The 23,184-nt window shown below is 66.6% G+C and carries 22 protein-coding genes and 1 tRNA gene; 13 read left to right on the top strand and 10 right to left on the bottom strand.

Annotated features, from left to right (window positions below; all coding sequences use genetic code 11):
• Positions 1–36: 36 nt before the first annotated feature.
• Positions 37–3,300, bottom strand: coding sequence for a PAS domain S-box protein (locus AE618_RS03430; RefSeq protein ID WP_054207651.1), 3,264 nt, complete (start codon positions 3,298–3,300; stop codon positions 37–39).
• Positions 3,301–3,604: 304 nt separating this feature from the next.
• Here AE618_RS03430 and AE618_RS03425 point away from each other — a divergent pair, with 304 nt between their 5' ends.
• The 5 genes from AE618_RS03425 to AE618_RS03405 all read left to right on the top strand — a co-directional run bounded on the left by AE618_RS03425 (position 3,605) and on the right by AE618_RS03405 (position 6,335).
• Positions 3,605–4,000 carry a phasin gene (locus tag AE618_RS03425; protein WP_054207674.1) on the top strand — a complete coding sequence of 132 codons (396 nt, stop codon included), beginning with the start codon at positions 3,605–3,607 and terminating at the stop codon, positions 3,998–4,000.
• Positions 4,001–4,121: 121 nt separating this feature from the next.
• Complete coding sequence (locus tag AE618_RS03420) at positions 4,122–5,066, top strand: phasin family protein (protein WP_054207650.1); 945 nt, start codon at positions 4,122–4,124, stop codon at positions 5,064–5,066.
• A 151-nt stretch (positions 5,067–5,217) separates the two neighbouring features.
• Positions 5,218–5,294 (top strand) — tRNA-His (locus AE618_RS03415).
• Positions 5,295–5,518: 224 nt separating this feature from the next.
• A complete protein-coding gene (locus AE618_RS03410; protein WP_054207649.1) occupies positions 5,519–5,947 on the top strand; it encodes an Hsp20 family protein in 429 nt (142 codons plus the stop codon).
• 121 nt (positions 5,948–6,068) lie between these two features.
• Positions 6,069–6,335, top strand: a complete 267-nt coding sequence (locus AE618_RS03405; RefSeq protein ID WP_156330076.1) for a DUF1150 family protein — start codon at positions 6,069–6,071, stop codon at positions 6,333–6,335.
• A 7-nt stretch (positions 6,336–6,342) separates the two neighbouring features.
• On the opposite strand, the gene AE618_RS03400 is transcribed toward AE618_RS03405, so the two are convergent.
• Complete coding sequence (locus AE618_RS03400; protein ID WP_054207648.1) at positions 6,343–7,119, bottom strand: alpha/beta hydrolase; 777 nt, start codon at positions 7,117–7,119, stop codon at positions 6,343–6,345.
• Positions 7,120–7,257: 138 nt separating this feature from the next.
• Between AE618_RS03400 and AE618_RS03395 the strand changes: the two genes are divergently transcribed.
• The 4 genes from AE618_RS03395 to AE618_RS03380 all read left to right on the top strand — a co-directional run bounded on the left by AE618_RS03395 (position 7,258) and on the right by AE618_RS03380 (position 11,246).
• Positions 7,258–8,475 (top strand): glycosyltransferase family 4 protein, encoded by a 1,218-nt coding sequence (locus tag AE618_RS03395; RefSeq protein ID WP_054207647.1) that lies wholly within the window; start codon positions 7,258–7,260, stop codon positions 8,473–8,475.
• Between the two features lie 98 nt (positions 8,476–8,573).
• Positions 8,574–9,116: a translation initiation factor IF-3 gene (gene infC / locus AE618_RS03390; RefSeq protein WP_054207672.1), complete on the top strand. Its 543-nt coding sequence runs from the start codon at positions 8,574–8,576 to the stop codon at positions 9,114–9,116.
• Between the two features lie 239 nt (positions 9,117–9,355).
• On the top strand, positions 9,356–10,135 hold the full coding sequence (locus tag AE618_RS03385) for an aldolase (RefSeq protein ID WP_082364965.1): 780 nt from the start codon (positions 9,356–9,358) through the stop codon (positions 10,133–10,135).
• Positions 10,136–10,229: 94 nt separating this feature from the next.
• Positions 10,230–11,246, top strand: coding sequence for a DUF1176 domain-containing protein (locus AE618_RS03380; RefSeq protein WP_054207645.1), 1,017 nt, complete (start codon positions 10,230–10,232; stop codon positions 11,244–11,246).
• A 72-nt stretch (positions 11,247–11,318) separates the two neighbouring features.
• Here the strand turns inward: AE618_RS03380 and AE618_RS03375 are convergent, their stop codons facing one another.
• Genes AE618_RS03375 through AE618_RS03365 form a run of 3 tightly spaced genes read right to left on the bottom strand, consistent with a single transcriptional unit; the run spans position 11,319 to position 14,606 of the window.
• Complete coding sequence (locus tag AE618_RS03375) at positions 11,319–12,347, bottom strand: amino acid ABC transporter substrate-binding protein (RefSeq protein WP_054207644.1); 1,029 nt, start codon at positions 12,345–12,347, stop codon at positions 11,319–11,321.
• 37 nt (positions 12,348–12,384) lie between these two features.
• On the bottom strand, positions 12,385–13,716 hold the full coding sequence (locus AE618_RS03370; RefSeq protein ID WP_054207643.1) for an aspartate aminotransferase family protein: 1,332 nt from the start codon (positions 13,714–13,716) through the stop codon (positions 12,385–12,387).
• Entirely contained in the window at positions 13,713–14,606 is an 894-nt protein-coding gene (locus tag AE618_RS03365) for a MurR/RpiR family transcriptional regulator (RefSeq protein WP_054207642.1), read from the bottom strand. The genes AE618_RS03370 and AE618_RS03365 overlap by 4 nt, the downstream gene beginning before the upstream one ends.
• A gap of 367 nt (positions 14,607–14,973) precedes the next feature.
• On the opposite strand from AE618_RS03365, the gene AE618_RS03360 reads away from it, so the two are divergent.
• The 3 genes from AE618_RS03360 to rplT all read left to right on the top strand — a co-directional run bounded on the left by AE618_RS03360 (position 14,974) and on the right by rplT (position 18,330).
• Complete coding sequence (locus tag AE618_RS03360) at positions 14,974–17,559, top strand: chemotaxis protein CheW (RefSeq protein WP_054207641.1); 2,586 nt, start codon at positions 14,974–14,976, stop codon at positions 17,557–17,559.
• 161 nt (positions 17,560–17,720) lie between these two features.
• A complete protein-coding gene (rpmI, locus tag AE618_RS03355) occupies positions 17,721–17,921 on the top strand; it encodes a 50S ribosomal protein L35 (RefSeq protein WP_054207640.1) in 201 nt (66 codons plus the stop codon).
• Between the two features lie 28 nt (positions 17,922–17,949).
• Entirely contained in the window at positions 17,950–18,330 is a 381-nt protein-coding gene (gene rplT / locus AE618_RS03350; RefSeq protein WP_054207639.1) for a 50S ribosomal protein L20, read from the top strand.
• Between the two features lie 207 nt (positions 18,331–18,537).
• Here rplT and AE618_RS03345 read toward each other — a convergent pair whose 3' ends face one another.
• From AE618_RS03345 to AE618_RS03325, 5 genes are all read right to left on the bottom strand, one after another.
• Entirely contained in the window at positions 18,538–19,332 is a 795-nt protein-coding gene (locus tag AE618_RS03345) for a hypothetical protein (protein ID WP_210166440.1), read from the bottom strand.
• Between the two features lie 187 nt (positions 19,333–19,519).
• Positions 19,520–20,317 carry a TIGR00730 family Rossman fold protein gene (locus AE618_RS03340; RefSeq protein WP_054207637.1) on the bottom strand — a complete coding sequence of 266 codons (798 nt, stop codon included), beginning with the start codon at positions 20,315–20,317 and terminating at the stop codon, positions 19,520–19,522.
• Positions 20,318–20,350: 33 nt separating this feature from the next.
• Positions 20,351–20,983: an SCO family protein gene (locus tag AE618_RS03335; RefSeq protein WP_054207636.1), complete on the bottom strand. Its 633-nt coding sequence runs from the start codon at positions 20,981–20,983 to the stop codon at positions 20,351–20,353.
• 8 nt (positions 20,984–20,991) lie between these two features.
• Positions 20,992–21,519 carry a hypothetical protein gene (locus AE618_RS28380; RefSeq protein ID WP_054207635.1) on the bottom strand — a complete coding sequence of 176 codons (528 nt, stop codon included), beginning with the start codon at positions 21,517–21,519 and terminating at the stop codon, positions 20,992–20,994.
• 3 nt (positions 21,520–21,522) lie between these two features.
• Positions 21,523–21,963 (bottom strand): hypothetical protein, encoded by a 441-nt coding sequence (locus AE618_RS03325; RefSeq protein ID WP_156330074.1) that lies wholly within the window; start codon positions 21,961–21,963, stop codon positions 21,523–21,525.
• A 127-nt stretch (positions 21,964–22,090) separates the two neighbouring features.
• On the opposite strand from AE618_RS03325, the gene pheS reads away from it, so the two are divergent.
• The gene (pheS, locus tag AE618_RS03320) at positions 22,091–23,173 is read left to right on the top strand and encodes a phenylalanine--tRNA ligase subunit alpha (protein ID WP_054207633.1); all 1,083 of its coding nucleotides are present in this window, start codon (positions 22,091–22,093) and stop codon (positions 23,171–23,173) included.
• The last annotated feature ends 11 nt before the right edge of the window (positions 23,174–23,184 follow it).

Genomic DNA, 23,184 nt, shown 5'->3' with positions numbered 1-23,184 from the left:
GCCGCGAATGGGCCCGGCGAGGGACCGAAGTCCCCTCTACCCCGCCAGCACCCGCTGCGGCGGGAAGGGGATCTCGACCAGCGTGCCTTCTTTCTTGACGGAGGTGATCGACATTGCCGCCCGGTTGGCTTCCACCAGCGCCTTGGTCAGCGGCAGGCCAAGGCCCGTGCCGCCGGCCCGGCGTGTCGTCGGCACCTGGCGGAACGGCTGGAGCGCCAGCTCGATCTCCTTGTCGTCCATGCCGATGCCGGTGTCGCGCACCCGCAGGATCGCCTCGCCCTGATCGCCGAGCGCGGTGGAGATGATGACCTGCCCGCCGGCATCGGTGAACTTCACCGCGTTGGAGAGCAGGTTGATCACGATCTGCCGGATCGAGCGCTGGTCGGCCACCACCGGCGGCAGCTTGGGCGACAGCCCCGACCGCAGCACGACGCGGCCGCGCTGCGCCTCTGGTTGCAGCAGGCTGACGGCCGAGAGCGCGATCTCGTTGAGGTTGACGCTGACGAAGTCGAGATCGAGCTTGCCGGCCTCGATCTTGGCGAGGTCGAGCAGATCGTTGACGAGGCTGATGACGTAGCCGCCCGACTGGTGGATGTCGCGCAGATACTCCTTGTAGCGCTCATTGGCGATCGGCCCGAAGCGTTCCTCCGCCATGACCTCGGCAAAGCCGATGATGGCGTTCAGCGGCGTGCGGATCTCGTGGCTGATCTTGGCGAGCACGTCCGATTTCTGGGCGCTGGCCTTCTCGGCCGCCTTGCGGGCCTCGACCAGCTCGCCTTCCGTCTTCTTCCAGGCGGTGATGTCGCGCAGCACGGCGCAGAAGCGGCGCTCCGTGCCCTCGGCGATCTGGCCCATCGTCATGAACAGCGGGATCTTGCCGCCCTGGCGCACGCGGCCGACGACCTCGCGGCCGTCATTCATCACCGAGGCGACGCCGCCGCCCTTCAGGCCTTCGAGATAGTCCAGCGCCGGCGCATGGCTCTCGGCCGCGAACAGCAGCGTGAACAATTCGCCGGTGACCTCGCGCTGGTCGTAGCCGAACAGCGCCTCGGCGGTCTTGTTGAGGGAGAGGATGCGGCCGCGCTCGTCGACGGTGACGACGCCGTCGGTCGCGGTATCGAGCATTGCGACGAGTTCGTTGATGCGCGCGTCGCGGGCGCCGGCGTCGAGCCTGAGCGCCTCGACGCGCGCCGCGCTCTCGTGGTCCTCGGCCTCGAATTCCGCCGCGAGTTCGGCTTCCTCGGCCTCCTCCGGCGTCAGCACCTTGACCTCGCCGCCGCCATTGGGGTGGCGGAAGGCCATCAGCGTCGCCTGCTCGCCCTGCCAGGCGACGCTGGAGAGAGCGGCATGGACGCTGACGAGATGGCCGAGTCGGTCGATCAGGATCATCGCCCCGCCATCGGTGCGGGTCGCTTCCTTGATCAGGCGGCTGACGCCGCCGCCGGCCGCGAGATCGTCGAGATCGGCATAGTCCAGCAGATCGAGCAGCGTGCGGTTGGCGTAGAGCGCCTCCTCGCCGCGATTGACCAGCACCGCGATCGGCAGCTTGTCGAGCACATCGGCATGGGAGTTGGGCGCGCGGGGCCGCGTGCCTGCGGTCGCGGTCTCCAGCTCGGCATGCGGGACTTCGGCATGCGGGATCTCGCCGGTTTCCGCCGAAGCGGCGGGCTCGCCCTCCTTCAGCCGCAGCGGGGTGGCGGGCGGAAGCCGCGGCGCCAGCGCCTCGTCGTCGCCGGCGATGCGCGCGCCGAGCGCCTTGGCGATTTCGCGGAAGGCGTTGCGCTCGGCGGAGCTCAGATTCGGCTTCGACGGCTCGAGCACCGGCCGGACCGAGGTCAGATGCCCGTTGCGCAGCGGCACGATGTTGGCCGCCGGCGCGGCGCGTTCGTTTCGCGCGGGGTCGCTCGGCGCCGGCTCTTGCGGTGCAGGCTCCGGAGCAGCCTGCACCTCGATGGCAGCCACCTCGGCTTCGACAGCATCGGTCTCGCTCGAAGCGGCGGCAGCCCCGGCGAGGATATCGACCGCGACGGGCGCTTCATCCGGCTGCGATTCGGGGGGCGACTGCAGCTTGAGTGCCTCCTGCGCCGGCGCAACCACGGCAGCGTCCAGGGCCTCGACGATCTCCGCCTCGGCAGCAGACGCTACCGTCGCAAGGTCTGCGGGCGCCGTAACCGAATCGCTCAGCTCAACGACCTCCGGGCCCTGATCCTGAGGAGCCGTTGCTTGGGGGATGGCGTCTTGAAGGATTCCGGCAGTGGCTTCGGACGCGTCTGGATCATCCTTCGAGACGCCGCTTTGCGGCTCCCCGGGATGAGGGCTGGAGGCGTCGGAAAGACTCTCCGGCTGAGCCGAATCGGCCTCGGGCTTGTCCACGATCGTCTCGCCAGCGGCTGACGGCTGGAGGAGGGTTTCCACGACGGGATCGCTCTCGACCGCATCGTCGTGAGCCGCCTCGGCCATCGCGTCCGGCGTCTTGGCCGGCAGCACGAACGGCTCCCATGCGCCGGGGCGCACGACGCCGAAACCCCGGAAACCGGTGACCTGCCGTGCGGCATCGAGCACCGGCACGCCCGACAGCTCGACCTTGGCGCCTTCGCCCGGCGTCGTCCGCCACAGCACCTCATGGCCGCTCCAGGTCGCGCTGCCAGTCAGGCGCGCGACCAGGCCGCCGCTGCGATCGACGATGTCAGTGCCGACCAACTCCGCCCAAAGCCGGCCGGGCAGGTCGCCGGTGGCGGTGGCACCGATCAACTCGGCCATGTTGGGGGACAGGCTGGTGAGGCGCCCCTCGGTGTCGCTCTGCCAGAGGAAACGGATGGCGCGGGTGAGGGCGGCCGGCGTGGCGCCGGGCTCGTCCGCCACAGGCGCCGGTTCGGCTATCGGGGCGAGCGGAGGCACAGCCTCGGGCGCGGGAATCACGATGCCGAGGCGCCGCAGCTCTGCTGCCTGAACCGCGATGGCAAGCACAGGTTCGCCATCGCCTTGGGCGACGAGCTTGCAGCCGCAGGTCACGACAGTTGCCGAAAATCCCGCGGTCAGCCGCAGCCGCTCCAGCCGCACGCCGTCGCGGGACGCCAGGCCGCCTGCGAGCAGGGTGAAACGCTGGCGCGTCGGTGCGGGAAGGTTGGCAGCGGCCGCATCACCGCCTAGAAGTGCGTGGCCTGCCGCATTGGCGAAGCCCGGCCGCTGCGCGTCGCGGTCCCAGAGCAGCAGCGCGCCGCCGGCCGCGAAGGACGCGATGCTCGCATCCTGTCCCGCTGCCGCGCCGCGTCGCGCCCAGTCCTGTCCGGCTTCGCTCATGCCCGCCCGCTCTTGGTTCGCGCCATCATGGTCCGCGCCATTATGGCTAACAAAGCTTTAATAGCGGTCAAATGCACGCAAAGCCATGCAGCGGGTTTGCCTGTCCCCGGCCGCGTCGAAACAGCGTTAACGCGCCATGTCCTTTGGACCAGGCCATGCCGTTTGGACTATGCGGTGCCGTTTGGAGTATGATTTGTCATCGCAACGCAACAATGATATTGCACCGCACAATAACCGGAGCGGTACGCGGCCAGGGATGGCCGGGGCACGGCCCATACGCCAGATCAACCAGGAGGACGACCCGATGGCAGACAAGACCCCCTACGAAGTTCCCGCCGAAATGCGTGAATTCGCCGAGCGCAGCGTCGAGCAGGCCCGCAAGGCCTTCGACGGCTTCATCGGCGCAGCCACGAAGGCTGTCGACACCGCTCACGGCTCGGCCGAGACCGCCCGCGTCAACACCCATGACGTCGCCCGCAAGGCGATCGGCTATGCCGAGAACAATGTCGCGGCGGCTTTCGAATTCGCCCAGAAGCTCGTCAAGTCGAAGGACCTGACCGAGGTCATGACGCATCAGTCCGCCTTCATGAAGGCGCAGCTGGAAGCGCTCCAGACCCAGTTCAAGGACATGGGCGCCGCTGCGCAGGATGTCGCGACGAAGGCGGCCGAGACGATGACCAAGGCGGTCAAGCCCAAGTAAGGGCGGACTGCCAACTGCGCCGGCCTGATCGACGACACAGCTCCGGCGCGAAACAGGATGAGCGGAAGGCCAGGCAATCAGCCTGGCCCCGCCTTGCTTTCAGCGCTGAAGGAGAACCGTGATGGTCAAGCCTGCTCCGACCCGGACCACATCCAAGGCGCCGGTCAGCCTGTCTCCGGTCAAGGCCCTGTCCGGCGCTGCGCCGGCCGAGGCCAACAAGCCGGCGGCAAGCGTCCCGCCGCCGAAGCCGCCCGCGGCGGTCGCCCCGGTTGCCGCTCCGGCTCCGGCGTCCAAGGCGCCCGAGACAAAGGCGCCCGAGACAAAGCCTGTCGCGGCCAATCCTGTCGCGGCCAAGCCTGTTGAAGCCAAGCCTGTTGAAGCCAAGCCGGCAGAGACGAAGCCTGTTGCTGCCTCGACTGCCCCTGCCAAGACGGCTGCCCCTGCCACGGCTGCCCCTGCCAAGCCCGCAGCTGCCAAGCCCTCCGTCACCAAGGCGGCGGCTCGATCGGTCAAGCCCAAGCCCGAGACGCGCGTCGCCTCGGCCAAGGTCCGCATCGAGAAGCCCACTGCCGCCAAGCCCCCCGTTGCCAATGCTGCGCCGGTCGCCAAGCCTGCGCCAGTCGCCAAGCCTGCCCTCGTCGCCACGCCTGCCGCCGCGCCGGCTCTGAGCGAGACGGCGAAGGTCGTGGCCGCTCCGGTCAAGGCAGCAGACACCGTGGCGAAGGCCGCCGTCGAGACGGTCCAGGACAACGCCAAGGCGATCCCGTCGCTGATGACGACCCCGCCACCGAAGCCGCCCGAATTCGTCGCGATCACCTCCGCGACCGTGATGACGCAGGCGCTGGCGATGGCCAAGGCCTTCGGCGCACTCCAGGCGACGATGCTGGACCATGCCTGCGCCGAGCTGAAGGCCACGCTCGACGATGCGCAGACGCTGGCTCGCACCGACAGTGCCGCCGATGCCGTGGCGCTGCAGGCCAAGGCGGTGCGCCGCTCCTACGAATCCTATGCCGAGCACCTCAAGGAACTGGCGCGGATCGCCGGCAAAGCGATGGGCAAGAGTTGAGCTGAGGTGACTGACACGGGGTCTCGCGGGGCTCGCCGGATTCTTAACCGGAAAACCCGCAATTCCCCGGTTGCAATCGTGAGGCGTCGGTTCTAGGTTCCGCGCCGCCGCCGATCTCGCGAAAGCGACGATCGCCAAGCGCCGGGTGCGGGCAGCCATAGCTCAGTTGGTTAGAGCGCTAGATTGTGGATCTAGAGGTCCCCCGTTCAAGCCGGGGTGGCTGTACCACCCGTCACCCGCACCGGACGATCTCCCGCAGATGAGATCGTTCGGCCGTCCAGCCTCCTCGAGGCGGGGGCGGTCTCAGGCCCTTGAAGCGGCCCCCCGCATTCGCCATATCTGGATCAAGCGGAAGGGCTTCGCCTTTCGCCTGCGGGGCGCTGCGCTGGCGGGCTCCGGTTGATCGGGAGCGCCCTCCGGGGGCTCCGGCACTGTCAGGGCAAGGTCCTGAAATGACGCGTACACCCAGTCTCTCGCATCCGTTCCTGCTCGGATTCGACGATATCGAACGGGCGCTCGACCGGGTCGCGAAAGGCGCCAGCGAGGGCTACCCACCCTACAACATCGAGCGGTTGCCGCGCTGCGACAACGAGCCGGACAGGCTGCGCATCACGCTCGCGGTCGCCGGCTTCTCCCGCGAGCAGCTCGAGATCACCCTGGAAGAGAACCAGCTGACCATCCGTGGCCGCCAGAGCGATGACAAGACCAGGCAGTTCCTGCATCGCGGCATCGCCGCGCGGCAGTTCCAGCGCAGCTTTCTCCTTGCGGAGGGCATGCAGGTGCTGGGCGCGGATCTGTCGCATGGTTTGCTGGCGATCGATCTGGCCCGACCGGAACCAGAGAGGTTGATCCGGCGTATCGATATCGAGAGCCGTGACTGAGGCTCCCGGGACAACCCGATGCAAAACACCCCAGGAAGGATGCAAGCGCGGTTTTTGCATCCGTTCATAATTGCAGTCGTATCTTGATAACCGCACTCGCACTGCTCTGAAGGAGGGCGCGATGAACGAAGACAGGACGATGATCCAGACGAACCCGCTGACCCCGGCCGAATTCGCGGCGTTGGGGACAGGCCAGGTCGCCTATCTCAAGTCGATGACCTCGGACGAGTTGCTGCGGATCTTCCCGCAGGCGCCCGAAATCCAGTCCGGCCTGCAGCTCTTCGCGCTGCTCTCGGCCGACGGCGCGCCGATCCTGGTGACCGATTCCCGCGAGGCGGCGACCGCCAATGCGTGGGAGCACGATCTCCGGATGGTCAGCGTCCACTGACGCCCCGTCAGGGCGCGGTCGCGACACCCGCGACCGCCGCCTGCAGGCGCGCGATGTCCTGCGCCGTCGAGAGCCGGTGATCGCCGTCCTTGACCAGCGTCAGCACGACGGGATCGCCGCTCAGATGCTCGACGAGCTTGAGCGCCTGGCGCCACGGCACGTCGGGATCGTTCATGCCCTGCAGGATGTGGACGGGGCACCCCGTCCTGATCTCGCTGCCGAACATCAGGTGGCTGCGGCCATCCTCGATCAGCGCCCGCGTGATCGGCGTCGGCTCCGGCGAATACTCGGAGTCACGCATCCAGACGCCGTCGCGCATGATGGTCTCGCGGATGGCCTCGGGCATCCGCGCCCACATCAGCTCTTCCGAGAAATCGACGGCCGGCGCGATCAGCACCATGCCGGACGGGGCAAGCGCGGTGCCCAGCAGCCGTCGCGCGGCGAGCAGGGCAACCCAGCCGCCCATGGAGGAGCCGACCAGGATCGGCCTGTGCCGGCAGTGGGCCGCGATGACGGACAGCGCGTCCTCCAGCCAGTGCGACAGGGTCCAGCGCCCGAAATCGTTGCCGCTCTCGCCATGTCCGGCATAGTCGAAGCGCACGAAAGCCTGCCCGGCCTGACGAGCCCAGCGGGCCAACGCTTCAGCCTTGGTCGCGCGCATGTCAGAGCGGAAGCCGCCGAGCCAGACCACCGGCGCGCCCGCGCCACCTTGCGTCAGGACCGCGATTTTGCGCGTCTCCGCGCCGTCACCGACCTCTAGCCATTGCGGGGCCTCGTGCTCCAACTCAAATCTCCTGTGACGAATCGCGACTGCGCGCGAATATAGGCTGCGTTTTTGCGCCAGAGGCAGGCATAGTGGTGCGGACTGAAATCCGCGCGACGTGTTCGCGTGAACTGAAAGCATGTTTCCGAAACGGTGAGTATGTCCTTCCAGCCAGGCGCGCATCTTTCGCTGCCGTCGACCGAGGCCCACCCGCTCGTCGGACGAACGATCCTGCAGATCATCCCAGATCTCGACACCGGCGGCGCCGAACGCACGGCCGTCGACATCGCCAAGGGGCTCACCGATGTCGGCGCCCGCGCCCTCGTCGCGACCGAGGGCGGGCGGCTTGTCGCCGAGCTCCAGGCCAAGGGCGGCGTCTGGCTGCCCTTTCCGGCTGCGTCCAAGAATCCGCTCGCCATGGCGCTGAACGTGCGCAAGCTCATGCTGCTCTGCCGGCATGAGGGCGTCGAACTCATCCATGCCCGCTCGCGTGCGCCGGCCTGGGTCGCGCTCGCGGCGGCCCGCCGGCTCGGACTGCCCTTCGTCACCACCTATCACGGCTCCTATGCGACCCGCTCGGCGGTCAAGACGCTGTATAATTCGGTGATGGCGCGCGGCGACGTCGTCATCGCCAACTCCGCCTATACCGCCGAGCTGATCCTGGCCAAGCACGGCTTCGCTCGCGACCGCATCCGCGTCGTCAACCGCGGCACGAATTTCGCGGCCTTCGCCTCCCACGCGGTGGCGCCGGAGCGTATCCAGGCCCTGCGCCGGGCCTGGGGCATCGAGGGCCATCAGCGCATCGTGCTGCTGCCCGGCCGCCTGACCAACTGGAAGGGCCAGCGCGTCCTGATCGAGGCCGCCCGCATCCTGCGCGACGGCGGCGACACCGACACCGCCTTCATCCTCGCCGGCGACGCCCAGGGCCGCGACGGCTATGTCAAGGAGCTCGACCAGCTCATCGCCAAGGCCGGGCTGGAAGGCCGGGTCAAGCGGGTCGGGCATTGCACGGACATGCCGGCGGCGCTGCTGGCGGCCGCCGTCGTCACTGTGCCCTCGACGGAACCGGAAGCCTTCGGGCGGGTCGCGGTCGAGGCGCAGGCGATGGGCACGCCCGTCGTGGTGTCGGACCTCGGTGCCGTTCCGGAAACCGTGCTCGCCCCGCCGCAGACCACACCCGCCGAGCGCACCGGCTGGCGCGTTCCCCCCGGCGATGCCGCAGCGTTGGCCGCCGCGCTGGAAGGCGCACTCAGTTTGCGCCCCTCGGCGCGCGACAATCTCGCCGGACGGGCGCGCCAGCATGTCGAGCGGCATTTTTCGCTGGAATCGATGGTGAGCGAGACGCTGGACGTCTATTGCGCCCTGCTCGGGCGCTAACCACTTAATCATCCAGCCTCATCCATTGACAACGCGCATCTTTGTGCAATGTGTCTGCTCACGGGCGCGAGACGCGCCATTCACAGGAGAATACCCCCATTCGTCGTCCTTTCCGTGCTGCCCCGACCCCGACCAAAGACGGCCCGCGCTCCAACCGCGACATCCGCGGCGTCCGCGACGTCCAGCTCATCGACGATACCGGCGCCAACCGCGGCGTGGTCTCGTTCTTCGAGGCGTTGAAGATTGCCGAGGATGCCGGTCTCGACCTCGTCGAGATCGCCCCCAATTCCGAGCCGCCGGTCTGCAAGATTCTCGACTATGGTCGCTTCCGCTTCCTGGAGCAGAAGAAGGCCGCCGAGGCGCGCAAGAAACAGCGCACCATCGAGATCAAGGAGATCAAGCTGCGTCCGGGCATCGACAAGCATGACTACGACGTCAAGATGAAGGCCATGCTCGGCTTCTTCGAGGAGGGCGACAAGGTCAAGGTGACCCTGCGCTTCCGCGGTCGTGAAATGGCCCACCAGGATCTCGGCGTGAAGGTGCTCGAGCGCGTCAAGGTCGATCTGGCCGAAACCGCGAAGGTCGAGAGCGACTGGCAGCTCGAAGGCCGCCAGATGGTCATGGTTCTCGCTCCCAAGTAACCTCGGCATCCGCTGATCGCCATGCGATTTGCATCAGGCCCGGCCCCAGTGCCGGGCCTTGTCATGTCGGGCTCTGGGATGCTTCGCTCCCAAACGCGGTGCCGATCCTTTTGGAAGCTCACCGTCATCCCGGACAAGCCGCGGAGCGGCGCTGATCCGGGATCCATGCCGGAACGGTTCAGGCATGGATCCCGGGTCTCCCTTTGGTCGCCCGGGATGACGGCGAGGTCTGAAGCGAGATGACGCAAACAGCCATGCCATGCGACAGAGAGGCCCATCGAATGCCCCAGCCCAGCATCACCAGCCAGCGCCGCGACCTCGCCGCCGCGCTCCGCCTCGCCGCGAAGTTCGAGCTGAACGAGGGCATCTGCAACCACTTCTCGGTGGCGCTGCCCGACGGCCCCGACGGCCGGCCGCGCTACCTGATCAACCCCTATGGCGTGCACTGGTCGGAGATGAAGCCGTCCGACCTGCTGCTGATCGACGATCGCGGCCAGGTGCTGGAAGGGGAGGGCGAGGTCGAGGCCACCGCCCGCAACATCCATGTCGCCGCCCACAAGGCCAATCCGCGCCATGTCGCGGTGCTGCATGTCCACATGCCCTATGCCACCGCGCTGACCATGGTCGAGGGCGGCCGGCTGGAGATGGCCCACCAGACTGCCTGCCGCTTCCATGGCCGCACGCTCTATGTCGATCATTTCGGCGGGCTGGCGCTCGATGAAAGCGAGGGCGAGGCGATCGTCGCAGCGAGCAAGGGCAAGACCGATGACAGCGCCGACATCGTCTTCCTCGCGCATCACGGCGTCACCATCGGCGGGCCCTCCGTCGCGGTCGCCTTCGACGACCTTTATTTCCTCGAGCGCGCCTGCCGGCAGCAGGTTCTTGCGATGTCGACCGGCAAGCCGCTGAAGCTGATCCCGCAGCAGGAGATCGAGGCCACCGCCCGCGAATGGCGCCAGGTTCTGGTGCATCAGTCGGAGAAGCATTTCGAGGCGCTGACGCGGATCGAGGGCATCTGACGCAACGTCAGATTCAGGTTTCACGCGTCCCGCCCATTGGCTAGGCTCGCCCCGTTCGCGCGGCCTCGCCTGCGCCGTGCGGCGGGGGGAATTCATGCTCTGGAATCGCAGCGCCGGACCACCGGCCGCATTCGTCTTCGCCTGCCTGCTGTCCTCGCTGGCCGCCGCCCAGCCGAAACCGGACGATGGCAAGATCGACCTGAAACTGTTCGAGAAGGCTGAAATCGACCGGTCGAAGGGCTGTTCGATCGCGCTCTGGCAGGCCAATCGCGATCCGGACAAGGACAAATACGCGATCATCTTCGCGGAGACGCTGACGGGACAGAACAACGCCCGTCAGCCGGCGCGGATCAAAATCGGCGACAAGGTCGTGACGATGACCCGCGTCGCGGTCGGCGGAAAGATGGGCGGCTACGGCCTCTATCCCTATCAGCTCTACAAGCTGGGCGAGCCCGATGCCTTCGCAGTGCTGGATCTCAAGCTCGGCGAGATCGAGGGCGAGGCGGTCGATATCGAGAGCGGTGCGCTGACGCTGACGATGCCGGGCCGTCAGCAGGCGCGCGTCGCGGTGAAGGGTGGGGCAGGGTGCATGACGCCAGCGGCTCCGGCTCCCAATGAAGCGGCCCGCATGTTCCAGCGCTATCAGGTCAGGCCGGCGCAGGTGCCGCGCGCCTTCCTGGCGACCGCGGAGAAGAAGTACGGCTGCTCGCCGGAGGTGATGAAGAGCGGCATCACCGGCTTCCAGATGTCGGAGGAATCGGCGATCTGGGAGGTGCCGTGCCAGCGCTTCAACATCCAGGCGAATGCGGTCTATGCGCTGGTTTATCTGCCCGATCCGACGACCAATACGCGCTTCCTCAGCTTCAAGGGTCCGCCGGGCAGGAAGCGCAGCAGCGAGCCGGCCGAACTCATGTCGCCGAGCTGGGACGCAAAGAGCCGCACCGTCACCGGCATTTCGCTGGGCCGGGGCTCAGGCGATTGCGGCGTCTATGAGCGCCATCGCGTCAATGACGAGGGCGATTTCGTCCTCGTCGAATACCGCGAGAAGGAAGCCTGCGACGGCAAGATCATAAAGCCCGAGCAGTTTCCGCTGGTCTATCGCGGCAAGTAGCGGACGCGCCAGGCTCGGGCCTGCCCCACCGGCCCGAAAGCCGGTGTGGCGCTGCCCGGGTTGTACGTCCGGCTACCGGATCGGATGCGGATATTGCAGCCCGCCCTGCGAGGCGAGCGCGTTCAGCCCGCGCTTCAGTTGCAGCCGCGAGCCCATGCCGACATTGCGCTCGAAGCTTTCGCCGTAATTTCCGACATGCTTGACGATGCGATAGGCCCAGTCATTGGTCAGGCCGAGGCCCTCGCCGAACTTGCCCTCGACGCCGAGCAGCCGCTTGATCTCGGGATTGGGCGACTTCAGCATCTCGTCGACATTGGCCTTGGTCACGCCGAATTCCTCGGCGTTCAGCATGGCGTAGTGGACCCACTTGACCAGGGTGAACCAGCTTTCGTCGCCGCGCTTGACGGCGGGGCCCAGCGGCTCGCGCGAAATCAGGGTCGGCAGGATGACGAAATCGTCCGGCTTGGCGAATTTCAGCCGCTCGGCGGCGAGCCCCGAGGAGTCGGTGGTGAAGGCGTCGCAGCGCCCGGCCTCGAGCGCCTTGACGCCCTCCTCGTTGGTCGAAAACCCGATGATCTCGTATTTGAGGTTGTTGGAGCGGAAGAAGTCGGCGAGGTTCAGCTCGGTCGTGGTGCCCTGCGTCACGCAGATCGAGGCGCCGTTCAGCCCCTTTGCCTCGGTGACCCCGAGCGCCTTCTTCACCATGAAGCCCTGCCCGTCGAAATAGTTGATGATCGGCCAGGCCATGCCGGCCGTGGTGTCGCGCGACATCGTGTAGGTGGCGTTGCGGGCGAGCATGTCGACCTCGCCGGTCTGCACCACGACGAAGCGCATCTGCGGCGTCGTCGGCACGAACTTGATCTTGGTGGGATCGTTGAAGATCGCTGCCGCCACCGCGCGGCACAGGTCGATGTCGAGCCCGTCCCAGCGGCCGTCCGCGCCCTGAAGGCCAAAGCCCGGCAGGGCGATGTGGTTGCCGCAGACCAGTTCGCCGCGCGCCTTGACGCGGTCGAGCGTCGAGGTCTGGGCGCTGGCCGTCATGGCCGCAAGCGTCCCGGTAAGGCCGAGAGCCGCGCCGATGAGCCAATGTTTCGCTGTCATGGATATCCCCTGTTTTTTGATGTGATGAGACGCGGTGTCAAACTGCATCCGCGATCGCGGCATCGACGGCTTCTCCGAGCCGTTCGACGATGGTGTCCATCACCGCGGCATCCGCGATGAAGGGTGGCGCCAGCAGCACGTGGTCGCCGCGGACGCCGTCGGCCGTTCCTCCCATCGGATAGACCAGGAGCCCGCGCGCCATGGCGGCTTGCTTGATCCGGGCATTGAGCTTCAGCCCGGCGTCGAAGGGCGTCTTGGAAGTGCGGTCGGCGACGAGTTCGATGCCCCAGAAATGGCCGCGCCCCCTGATATCGCCGACATGGTGGTGGTTGCCGAAGCGCTCCTTCAGCCGGCGTTCGAGATGGGCGCCCTGAAGACGGACATTGGCGAGGAGGTCGTCGCGCGCGATCACCTGCTGCACGGCGAGCGCGGCCGCGCAGGCGAGGGGATGGCCGTTATAGGTCTGGCTGTGCGGAAACGCGCCCGAGCCCTGCCGGACCGCCTCGACGATCCGGCCCGAGGCCAGCATCGCGCCGATCGGCGCATAGCCGGCGCCCAGCCCCTTGGCGATCGCCATCAGGTCGGGCGCGATGCCTTCCTGCTCGCAGGCATGCAGGCTGCCGGTCCGGCCCATGCCGCACATGACCTCGTCGAGGATCAGCAGGACGCCATGGCGGTCGCAGATCTCGCGGATGCGCCGGAAATAGCCGGGCGCCGGCGGCGAGGCTCCCAGCGTCGCGCCGACGACCGTTTCGGCAACGAAGGCCGCCACGGTGTCGGAGCCGAGCTCCAGGATCTTGGCCTCCAGCTCGTCGGCCATGCGCAGCCCATAGGCTTCCGGCGTCTCGTCGGTGTGCTGGCCGCGATAGGCATGGCAGGGCGCGATATGATGGCCGGCGAGCAGCATCTCCTTGAACGGCGCGCGGTCCTTCATCCGCCCGCCGACCGAGAGCGCCCCGACCGTGATGCCGTGATAGCTCTGCCGGCGCGAGATGAAATGGGTCCGGCGCGTCTGCCCTGTCTCGATGAAATAATGCCGTGCCAGCTTCAGGCAGGCCTCGATCGCTTCCGAGCCGCTGCTGCAGATGAAGACGTTGCTCAACCCCTTCGGCGCGTGGGCGATCAGATGGTCGGCCAGTTCCTCGGCCGGGTCCGAGGTGAAGAAGCTGGTATGGGCATAGGCGAGCTTGTCGATCTGGGCATGCATCGCGGCCAGGATGTCGGGATGGCCATGACCGAGGCACGACACCGCAGCGCCGCCGCTGGCGTCGATATAGCTCCGGCCGTCGGCATCGATCAGGGTGACGCCCTTGCCGCCGACGGCGACGGGGTAGGTGGCCTTCAGGTTGCGGTGAAGCAGATGGCTCATGCGGGTCTCCGTTTTGGACGGCGCGGGCTCTCAAACGTCGAGAAGGCGTCGAGCTGGGCCTCTGCGGCAGCGATGGCGTCGAGCGCAGGCTGGCCGCGCCGCGCCGTCATCAGCGCCGCCAGGCATTCCACCGCCGCGAAAGCCGGCGTCATCGTGTGGAAGAAGGAGGGCGTCTCGGTGCGCACCAGCACGAGCTCGTCGGCGAGTGCGGCAAGCGGGGAATGGGCGCTGTCGGTCAGGGCGACGATCGCCGCGCCCTTGTCGCGGGCAAGCGCCGCGGCCTGGATGGTGAGCCGCGTATAGGGCGAGACGGACGCGACGAAGAGCACGTCGCCCGGCCCGATCCGGCGCAAGGCATCGATGCCGCGCCCGCCGGCGCCATCGGCAAGCGTGGAGTCGGCGCCGATCAGCGCGCGGATGTAGTCGAGCATATAGGCTGCCGGAAAGGCCGAGCGCAGGCCGAAGCAGAAGACGCTGCGCGCATCGGCCAGTCGCGCGGCGGCGCGTTCCAGCCGCGCCACGCAGTCCGGCTCGCTCAGCGCGCGGATATGCTGCGCCAGCGCGGCAAACATGTCCTGTGCGATGGCGCTGTCGCCGTCTTCGCCATGGCGCGCCAGCAATTCGGTGGCGCGGTTGGCAAAGCCGTCGGGCCGCTGGCGCAGCGAGGCCGCGTAGGTCGCCCTCAAGGCGTCGTAGCCCGGCAGCCCGAGTCGCTGGGCAAGGCGCGTGAAGGTCGCAGGCGCCAGGCCGGCGCGCCGTGCCTGCCCGCGCGTCGCCAGCAGGGCGACATCGGCGGGATGATCGAGCACCCAGCGCGCCACCGCCCGCAACTGCGTCGGGAGGCGTTCGAACTGCAGGCCCAGCGCTGCAACGACGTCCTTCTGATCCATCGACCCATCACCGCTGAAACGAGGTGAACTGAAACATATATATCATAATAATGCAAATGAAACAGACGGGCCGATCGGATATGGCCGTCCGCAAGTCAGCACCCGCTCGCGGCGAAATCGGCGCCGGCTGCTCTCTATAGGCGCGCTTTCCCGAAAAAAACCGCGTCAATCCCATTAACTTTGGTTGCCTCTGCGGAAGGACGCCGCATTTGCTGCAAATTTATGCGATTTTTCAGTCGCTCACCCGATGCGAATCAACTGACTTGGTGATCTCTTCGCGCGCGGATCGGGCCTCGCGGCTCTGGCCCATGCGTCCCTCGTCCGGTGCTGTACCGGCGGGCGACGGCCTACCGGAGGCGCCTTCGACTTGCCGACGCTGAATGAAGGACTCGCGATCGATCCGGCGCTCGCCGGCCTGATCCGGCACATGCGGGCGATCGACGATTATCGCCAGGCCTTCGATCGACTTCAGGCATCATGGGATACGCTGACCCTGCTTGGGCAGCTCTCCGGCAATGCCACGGAGATGTCGGGCACGCGCTCGGCCTTCGAGGAACTGACCGCCAGCCTGCTCGGCCATCTCGCCAAGGAGACGCGCGACAAGGCCCTGACCGATCTGCGCATCAAGGCGCAGAACGCCATCGACGTGCTGGTCCGCAATCTCTTCGAGCGCACGGCCGATATCGGCTTCCTGGCCGCCGACACAGATATTCGTGAGATGCTCGAGGCGAGCCCTTCAGCCGAGGCGCGCGCGGCGATCGAGCAACGCTTCCGCGACTATGTCGCGAAGTACTCGGTCTATTCCGATATCGTGCTCGTCGATCGGCAAGCCGATATCCGCGCAAGGCTCGCGCCGCATGAGGCAAAGACGGCGCGCCACGCCGTCATCGACGAGGCGCTGCATTCGAGCGGCGCCTATGTCGAGCACTACGGCGTCCTGGACTTCGTCTCGGACGAGAAGGCGCTGGTCTATGCCTGGCGGGTCGAGGACGCCAGCCGGCGCCCGCTCGGCGTGCTGGTTCTGGTCTTCCGCCTCGCCGACGAGATGGCCGGCATCTTCCGCAAGCTCCTGATGGACCATGACTGGACCGTGCTGGCCTGCGTCTCGCCGGAGGGGGACGTCGTCGCGGGCTCGTGCCCGATCCAGCTGCCGGCGGGTCTCAAGCTGTCGCCGACGGCGCTGCAGCGGCGCGATCCGATCATCAGGCTCGGCGGGCGGCAATATCTCGCCATGGCCTGCAGCAGTACCGGCTATCAGGGCTATATGGGTCCGGGTTGGCTGGGGCTCGGCCTGATTCCGCTGGACGCGGCGTTCGACCAGGATGGGGGCGAGCTCAGCAAGGGCATCGGGGAGGATTTGCTGGCGGCGGTGACCAGCCAGGCCGGCCTGTTCTCCGCCGAGCTGCGCGCCGTCTCCCGCCAGGCGGCCGCGATCCAGGGCGATCTCAACCGCTCCGTCTGGAACGGCTCGATCCGCCAGGCCGGCTCGACCGCCGCCAACGCCGCCTTCTCGAAGATCCTGCTGTGGGAGATATCGAGTGCAGGCCGCAAGACCCAGGCCGTCTGCGACGCCTCGATCGGCGACCTGCACCGCACCGTCGTCGCGGCGATCATGGAGAAGTGCCGCTCGCGCGCCGCCTTCGCCATCGATGTGATGGACCGCAATCTCTACGAGCGCGCCAATGACTGCCGCTGGTGGGCGCTGAACGCGACCTTCGCGCGCGTGCTCGCCTCGCCCACGCCGGAAGGCAACCGCGCCTGCAGCGACATTCTGGCCACCATCAACGCGCTCTACACCGTCTACAGCAACCTGATCCTGTTCGATGCGCAGGGTGTGGTCATCGCGGTCTCGCAGCCGTCCCAGGCTCATCTGGTCGGCACCACGCTGGACGCCGAATGGGTCGCGCGCACGCTAACCTTGCGTTCGGGCCAGCACTACGGCGTCTCCGCCTTCGAGCCGACCCCGCTTTACGACGACGCCGCGACGCTGGTCTACACGGCGGCGGTCCAGGCTCCGTCCGGCGGCAGGGTCCTCGGCGGCATCGCGATCGTCTTCGATTCGACCCCGCAATTCGCTGCGATCCTGGCCGATTCCCTGCCGACGGACGAGGATGGCGCAGCCCTCGCCGGCGCCTTCGCCGTACTGGTCGGGAGCGACGGGCGGGTGATATCCTCGAGCGATCCGCGCTTCGCCATCGGCTCCGAGAGCCCGCTGCCGGTCGATGCCGCTGCGCTTGAGCGGGACGGTGACCTCGCCTGCATCCGGACCTACGAAGGCAGGCACATGGCGGTCGGCGCGGCGCTCTCGAAGGGCTATCGCGAATACAAGACCAGCGACGGGCACCGTGCCGATGTCGTGGCGATCTGTGCCGTGCCGTTGGGCGAGGTCGCGGCCGACGCAGGCGCGAAGACGGCGGCAGGCGGCGAAGGGCGGGGTACGCTTGCCGCGCACAAGCCGGCCGACGGCGTCGAGGCCTTCGAGGTCGCGACCTTCCATATCGGCCGGCACTGGCTCGGCGTCAGGGCGCGCGACGTCGTCGAGGCGGTCGACATCGTCGGGCTGAAGCCGTCGGCGCGGAAGGCCGGCGACGGCCTGCTCGCCGGCTACAAGCTCCATCAGGGCCAGCCGGTGCCGGTGTTGCGGCTGGCCCGCCTGCTCGGCATTCCCGATGCGTCGTCTGAGGAGCAGCAGATCGTCATCGTGCGCGCCGCCGGCCTGACGCTGGGGCTGGTCGTCGATTCGCTCGGCCTGATTCCGGAGATCGCCGTTTCCGATCTGCGGCCGCTGCGCGACATCACCGCCAAGGCCGATGTGCCGGCGCTGGGCGTCGTCGCCACGCGCGATGCCCGCGGCGCGCCGGCCGGCATGCTGATGGTGCTCGACGTCGACCGGCTGGGCGCGCGGCTTCAGGGTGAGGGCGGGCAGGGCGCGCTGATCCAGGCCGCGGAGTAGGGGCAAGCCTTACCCACACTTGCCACCCCCGCGCTTTTCTGTCATACGCGCGGCCTTCGATCGCCCGGCTGATAAGGGCTGCCGTGGCGGTCGATCTTTGCTTCCAGCAAGCAAACATGAAGCGGCGCCGTTTGCGCGCTCGCGACCTATGAGGAGCGAAAATGCCCAAGATCAAGACGAAGTCGAGCGCCAAGAAGCGCTTCAAGATCACCGGAACCGGGAAAGTGCTCTACGCACAGGCCGGCAAGCGTCACGGGATGATCAAGCGGACCAACAAGCAGCTCCGCAATCACCGCGGCACCACCACCCTGTTCGAGGGTGATGCGGCCAACGTGAAGAAGTATTTCCTCCCCAACGGCTGACGCCCCCTAACCTTTCCGGAGATCAAACATGGCTCGCGTGAAACGGGGCGTAACGTCCCATGCCAAGCACAAGAAGACACTCAAGGCCGCCAAGGGCTTCTATGGCCGCCGCAAGAATACGATCCGCGCCGCCAAGGCGGCCGTCGATCGCTCGATGCAGTACGCCTATCGCGACCGCAAGAACCGGAAGCGCTCGTTCCGCGCGCTCTGGATCCAGCGCCTGAACGCGGCGGTGCGCGAGCACGGCCTGGTCTACTCGATGTTCATCAACGGCCTGCACAAGGCCGGCATCGAGCTCGACCGCAAGACCCTCTCGGCGATGGCCATCGATGACGCCGCCTCGTTCACCGCGGTGGTGGAGATGGTCAAGGCCGCGCTCGGTTCCGATGCGGAAGCCAAGGCTGCCTGAGCTTTCGGGCACTGACGAGATATGGAAAGGCCGGCAGCGATGCCGGCCTTTTTCTTTGTCACGGCATCCGCGCTGGCGTTTGAAGAGCGGCGCGCAGCGATGAGACTGGGAATGACGAATGGTGGGTTGGCCTGAATGTCTGTTCGGGGAGCGCAAGCGCTGCCACCGCACCCGTCGCAAGCATCAGCGGTCGCGTTCCGTGCGTCTTCAGGAACTCACCACCAGTGGTTTGGGCCTGGTATATTCTGCAACCAGATATCTGAGCATTTCGGCGACGTCTGGTTCCTTGCAGCACAAAATAATCATCCAGATTTCGCCGGTAAATTGAAGCAACAAATCTTCAAGTGAACAATAGTCAAGATCTGAAAAATCAAAACCAATTCGTGCATGACTTGATCGATCAAACACTCGAAAATTTTCCAGAACATCAACGGTATTTAATAATCGTTCCTTGGTGTTTTCGGATTTGGACATTTGACTGGCGAGTATCGCGCCTTCCGCAGCAAGCGATAAGATGCGACTGACGAGAATTCTCTTGTCGACCAGTGCCATCATTTTCAGATTTTGGCCGATACTGGGCTGTAAAAGAGCCTTCTTGGATGATTGCGTGTTGCGAATCGCTCCTGACGCCGCGAGATTTGCCGATGCCAGCGGACGGAAGAACTCGACGTCGCAGGCCGTCCCGCTGCACCACACACGTTGGGAGCTGATCTGGACGCTGATGATCCGCCCGGTTGCAACGCGGATCTCGGCTGTTTCTGAATCGTAGTAACCTTGGGTGTCCAATAACCATAAACGGCGGTCCCGCTGCGGATTATCGATGGCGGAGCCATTTGAGACGAGATCCTTGTTCTCAATCTCTGGCCATATCCGCTCGATCATCTGCAAATATCTGTCGTTGGCAGAGACATAGCGCGAGTCGTGAACGCCAATTGTCGACAGGCATGCCGGTATATTCGATTGACGAACAAGATCGGTCATCAGAGAGCGGGTCGAAAACATCAAAGACAGCCTTGGCCCATGAACGTGCGGCATCGCGGCGTTAGCGATAGTTCCATTTGGGGCATTCTGTCAGCAATTTTATGACGCAGACGGCGTCCCTCGCGTTCTGCGGGGGCGCCCGGTCAGCAGTCGCGACAACCACCCGCATCATCTGTGATGGACTGGCACGCGCCTTACGGCCTGCCCCTTACGTCTGGACGCGGTCCTCCGTCGCCGGCCGCCAGTTGTCTCCCGCGCCCTCGACGATGCGGGCATAGGCTTCTTCGGGAGACTCCGCATAGCAGAAAAGGGCGAGATCCTCTGCCCGGATCATCCCGGCATCGGCCATGGCGTCGAGGTTCAGCAGCGCTTTCCAATAGGCGCCGTCATAAAGCACGATCGGAACCGGGCGCATCTTGCCGGTCTGCACCAATGTGATGATCTCGAAGAGTTCGTCGAGCGTGCCGAAGCCGCCGGGGAAGACCACCAGCGCCGAGGCCCGCATCGCAAGATGCATCTTGCGCATCGCGAAATAGTGGAAGCGGAAGGTCAGGTCCGGCGTCGACCAGGCGTTGGGCTCCTGCTCATGCGGCAGCGTGATGTTGAAGCCGATCGAGAGCGCGCCGGCCTCGGTCGCGCCGCGATTGGCGGCCTCCATGATGCCGGGCCCGCCGCCGGTGGCGATGACATGGTCGCGCCCGAGATCGCCCGGCGCCAGCGCGCCGCCCCGCTCCGAGGCCAGCCGGCCGAAAGCGCGCGCCGCCTCGTACCAGGGCTGCCCCTCGCGCACCCGCGCCGAGCCGAAGACGACGATGGTCGAGAGGATGCCGCGCGCGCGTAAGTGGTCCTCGGCCTTCTGGTATTCGAGCATGAAGCGCGCGCCCCGCGTCGAATCGCCGAGCAGGAAATCCGGGTCGAGCGCGGCCAGGCGATAGGAGGGCGACGCTTTCTGGGCCGAGCTGTCCGGCTTGGCGGCGGGTACGGGTGTGGTGGCGTTGTCGGGCATGATCGCAAATCCGTTCCGGCGTTTCGCGACAGCCTACGCCAGATAGCTCCGCAGCACCGCCGCCATGCGCGCGGCCTCCGTGTTGTGGGGCAGCAAGCTCAGGAAACGGCCCTCGCGATCCATCAGATAGGTCAGAGAGCCATGGTCGACGGCGTATTCGCCCTGGCCGTGATGCGGCTGCGTCAGTTTGCGGCGATGCACCTTGTAGGCCTTTGCCGCAGCGGCGATCTCGGCTTCACTGCCGGTCAGCCCGATCAGCGCCGGATGGAAGGCCGCGACATAGGCAGCGAGCACCGGTGGCGTGTCGAAAGCCGGATCGACCGTGATGAAGAGCGGCACGACCCGCTCCGCCAGCGGGCCGAGCGCATCGAGCGCCTGGGCGATGGTCGGCAGGTCGATCGGGCAGGTGTCGGCGCAGCGCGTGAAGCCGAAATAGACCAGCATGAAGCGGCCGCGATAGGCCATGTCGCTGACGCGCTTGCCGCTGTGGTCGGTCAGCGAAAACGAACCGCCGAACCGCCCGGCCAGCGGGTCGGGCGTCGGTGCGGCGGCACCGCCATGGACATGGCCGCCCCGGCTTTGCGCCTGCGCGCAGGCGAGGGGGGCGGCAACGGCGCAACCGGCAAGCCCTGCCAGCAAAGTCCGGCGTGCGATGACCCCCGGCATGCCAGGCCTCAAGGCATCGGCTTGGGCACGAGGCCCTTGATGCCGAGGGGGCCGTTTTCCGCGATGATGCGGTTGGCTTGCGGGTCGGCGCGCCACCATTCCTCGGCCTTGCCGTTGCGCGCCTCCCATTCCGCCTTGAAGCGCTCGGCCGGAACGAAGGGCTCTGTGCTGCCCTCCGCGCGGACGCCCTGCACGAAGAACACCGTGACGGCCGGGTTCTCGATCAGGAGCCCGTCCGCCTCAATCGCCTTGCCGCAGAAGCCGATCAGATCCGGTATCGCAGCCGCGAAATCGACATTGCCCTTGGCGATCAGCCGGAACGTTCCATCGGCGAGGACGACGCCGAGCTGACGCTTGCCGGCGCCGCAATCGGGCACGCAACGTCCTTTCAGATGACAGAGCGCATCGACCAGCCGCCCCTTGAGCAAGAGCGGCTTCTCGTGCGGGATGCCCCAGAGCTCGGCGGCCGAAGCTGGCGAGGCGGCGCACAGACTGGCCAACGTCCACAAGGCTGCAAGGCGCGCTGTGCGTGCCATCGCTCAGTTCCCGAACGGCTGGATGCCGTATTCGTCATGGGTCATCGTGATGATCCCCTTGTCGTCGGCGATCTTGTCCACCAGCAGATATTTCACCCCGTCGCGCTCAAGCAGTTCACCATCGACGGTGACCTCATGCGTCGCCATGCGCGCGATACGGGGATTGGCGACGCTGTCCTCGTCGTCGCCGATCTTGAGGATCAGGTAGAGATCGCCCTGGGCGTCGCGGATGCTCACCGGAATACCGCCGAGCGCACACCAGACCGCGCATTGGTGATGGGCCGTGCCCTTGGCGAACATCAAGCCGCTGATCGTACACCAGGTGTCGCTGATCTCGCCGGTGATGCTGACGCGCCGCCCGTCCTGCGCGGCCGCTGGCGAGGCCGCGAGAATGGAGAGCAGCGATGCCGCCGCGAGGCTTCGCCAATGCGACATCAGTGTCATGCAAGTGCGGCCATGATGGCGAAGACTCCGGATTGACCGTCGCGGCGCTGCTTTGCCGGCGTGATTGCCTCTAGCATCGGTGCTGGCGACACCCTAGAAGATGCCTCGCAAACGGACCAGAGCAGGTATGAACGAGATCGATCACTTGGGCGCGAGCCTTCTTGCCGAAATCGCCGGCGCGCAGGACGAGGCGGCGCTGGAACAGGTCAGGATCGCCGCACTGGGCAAGGCCGGATCGATCTCGGCCCTGCTCAAGACGCTGGGCGCGATGACCCCCGACGAGCGCAAGGAAAAGGGCCCGCTGATCAACGGCCTGCGCGACAGGGTCCAGACCGCGCTGAGCGCGCGCAAGGAAGCGCTGGCCGAGGCGGTGCTCGAGGCGCGCCTGTCCTCCGAGCGCATCGACGTGTCGCTGCCGGTGCAGGACGGACCCGAGGCGCGCGGCCGCATTCACCCGATCAGCCAGGTCATCGACGAGATTACCGCGATCTTCGGCGATATGGGCTTTGCCGTCGCCGAAGGGCCCGATGTCGAGACCGACGACCTCAATTTCACCAAGCTGAATTTTCCGGTCGGCCATCCCGCCCGCGAGATGCATGACACCTTCTTCTTCCATCCGGATTCCAGCGGGGAGCGCAAGCTGCTGCGCACCCACACCTCGCCGGTCCAGGTCCGCACCATGCTGGCCCAAGAGCCGCCGATCCGCGTGATCTGTCCGGGCCGCACCTACCGGATGGATTCCGACCAGACCCACACCCCGATGTTCCATCAGGTCGAGGGCCTCGTCATCGACAAAAACGCCCATATGGGCCACCTGAAATGGATCCTCGAGGAGTTCTGCAAGGCCTTCTTCGAGATCGACACGGTCAAGATGCGCTTCCGGCCGTCCTTCTTCCCTTTCACCGAGCCTTCGGTCGAGGTCGACATCCAGTGCTCGCGCAAGGGCGGCGAGATCCGCTTCGGCGAGGGCGAGGACTGGCTCGAAATCCTCGGCTGCGGCATGGTCCATCCCAATGTGCTGAGGAATTGCGGGCTCGACCCGGACATCTATCAGGGCTTCGCCTGGGGCATGGGCATCGACCGCATCGCCATGCTGAAATACGGCATGCCGGATCTGCGCCCGTTCTTCGAGGCGGATGTCCGCTGGCTCCAGCATTATGGCTTCCGCCCGCTCGACCTGCCGACGCTGACGGGCGGGCTGTCGTCGTGAGCGCGGAAAGG

Origin of the sequence: Allobosea vaviloviae, assembly GCF_001298265.1 — a bacterium.
Taxonomy (GTDB): Bacteria; Pseudomonadota; Alphaproteobacteria; order Rhizobiales; family Beijerinckiaceae; genus Allobosea; species Allobosea vaviloviae_B.
Note: the sequence above shows the minus strand (reverse complement) of the source record. Positions and strands in the feature narration are given on the sequence as shown.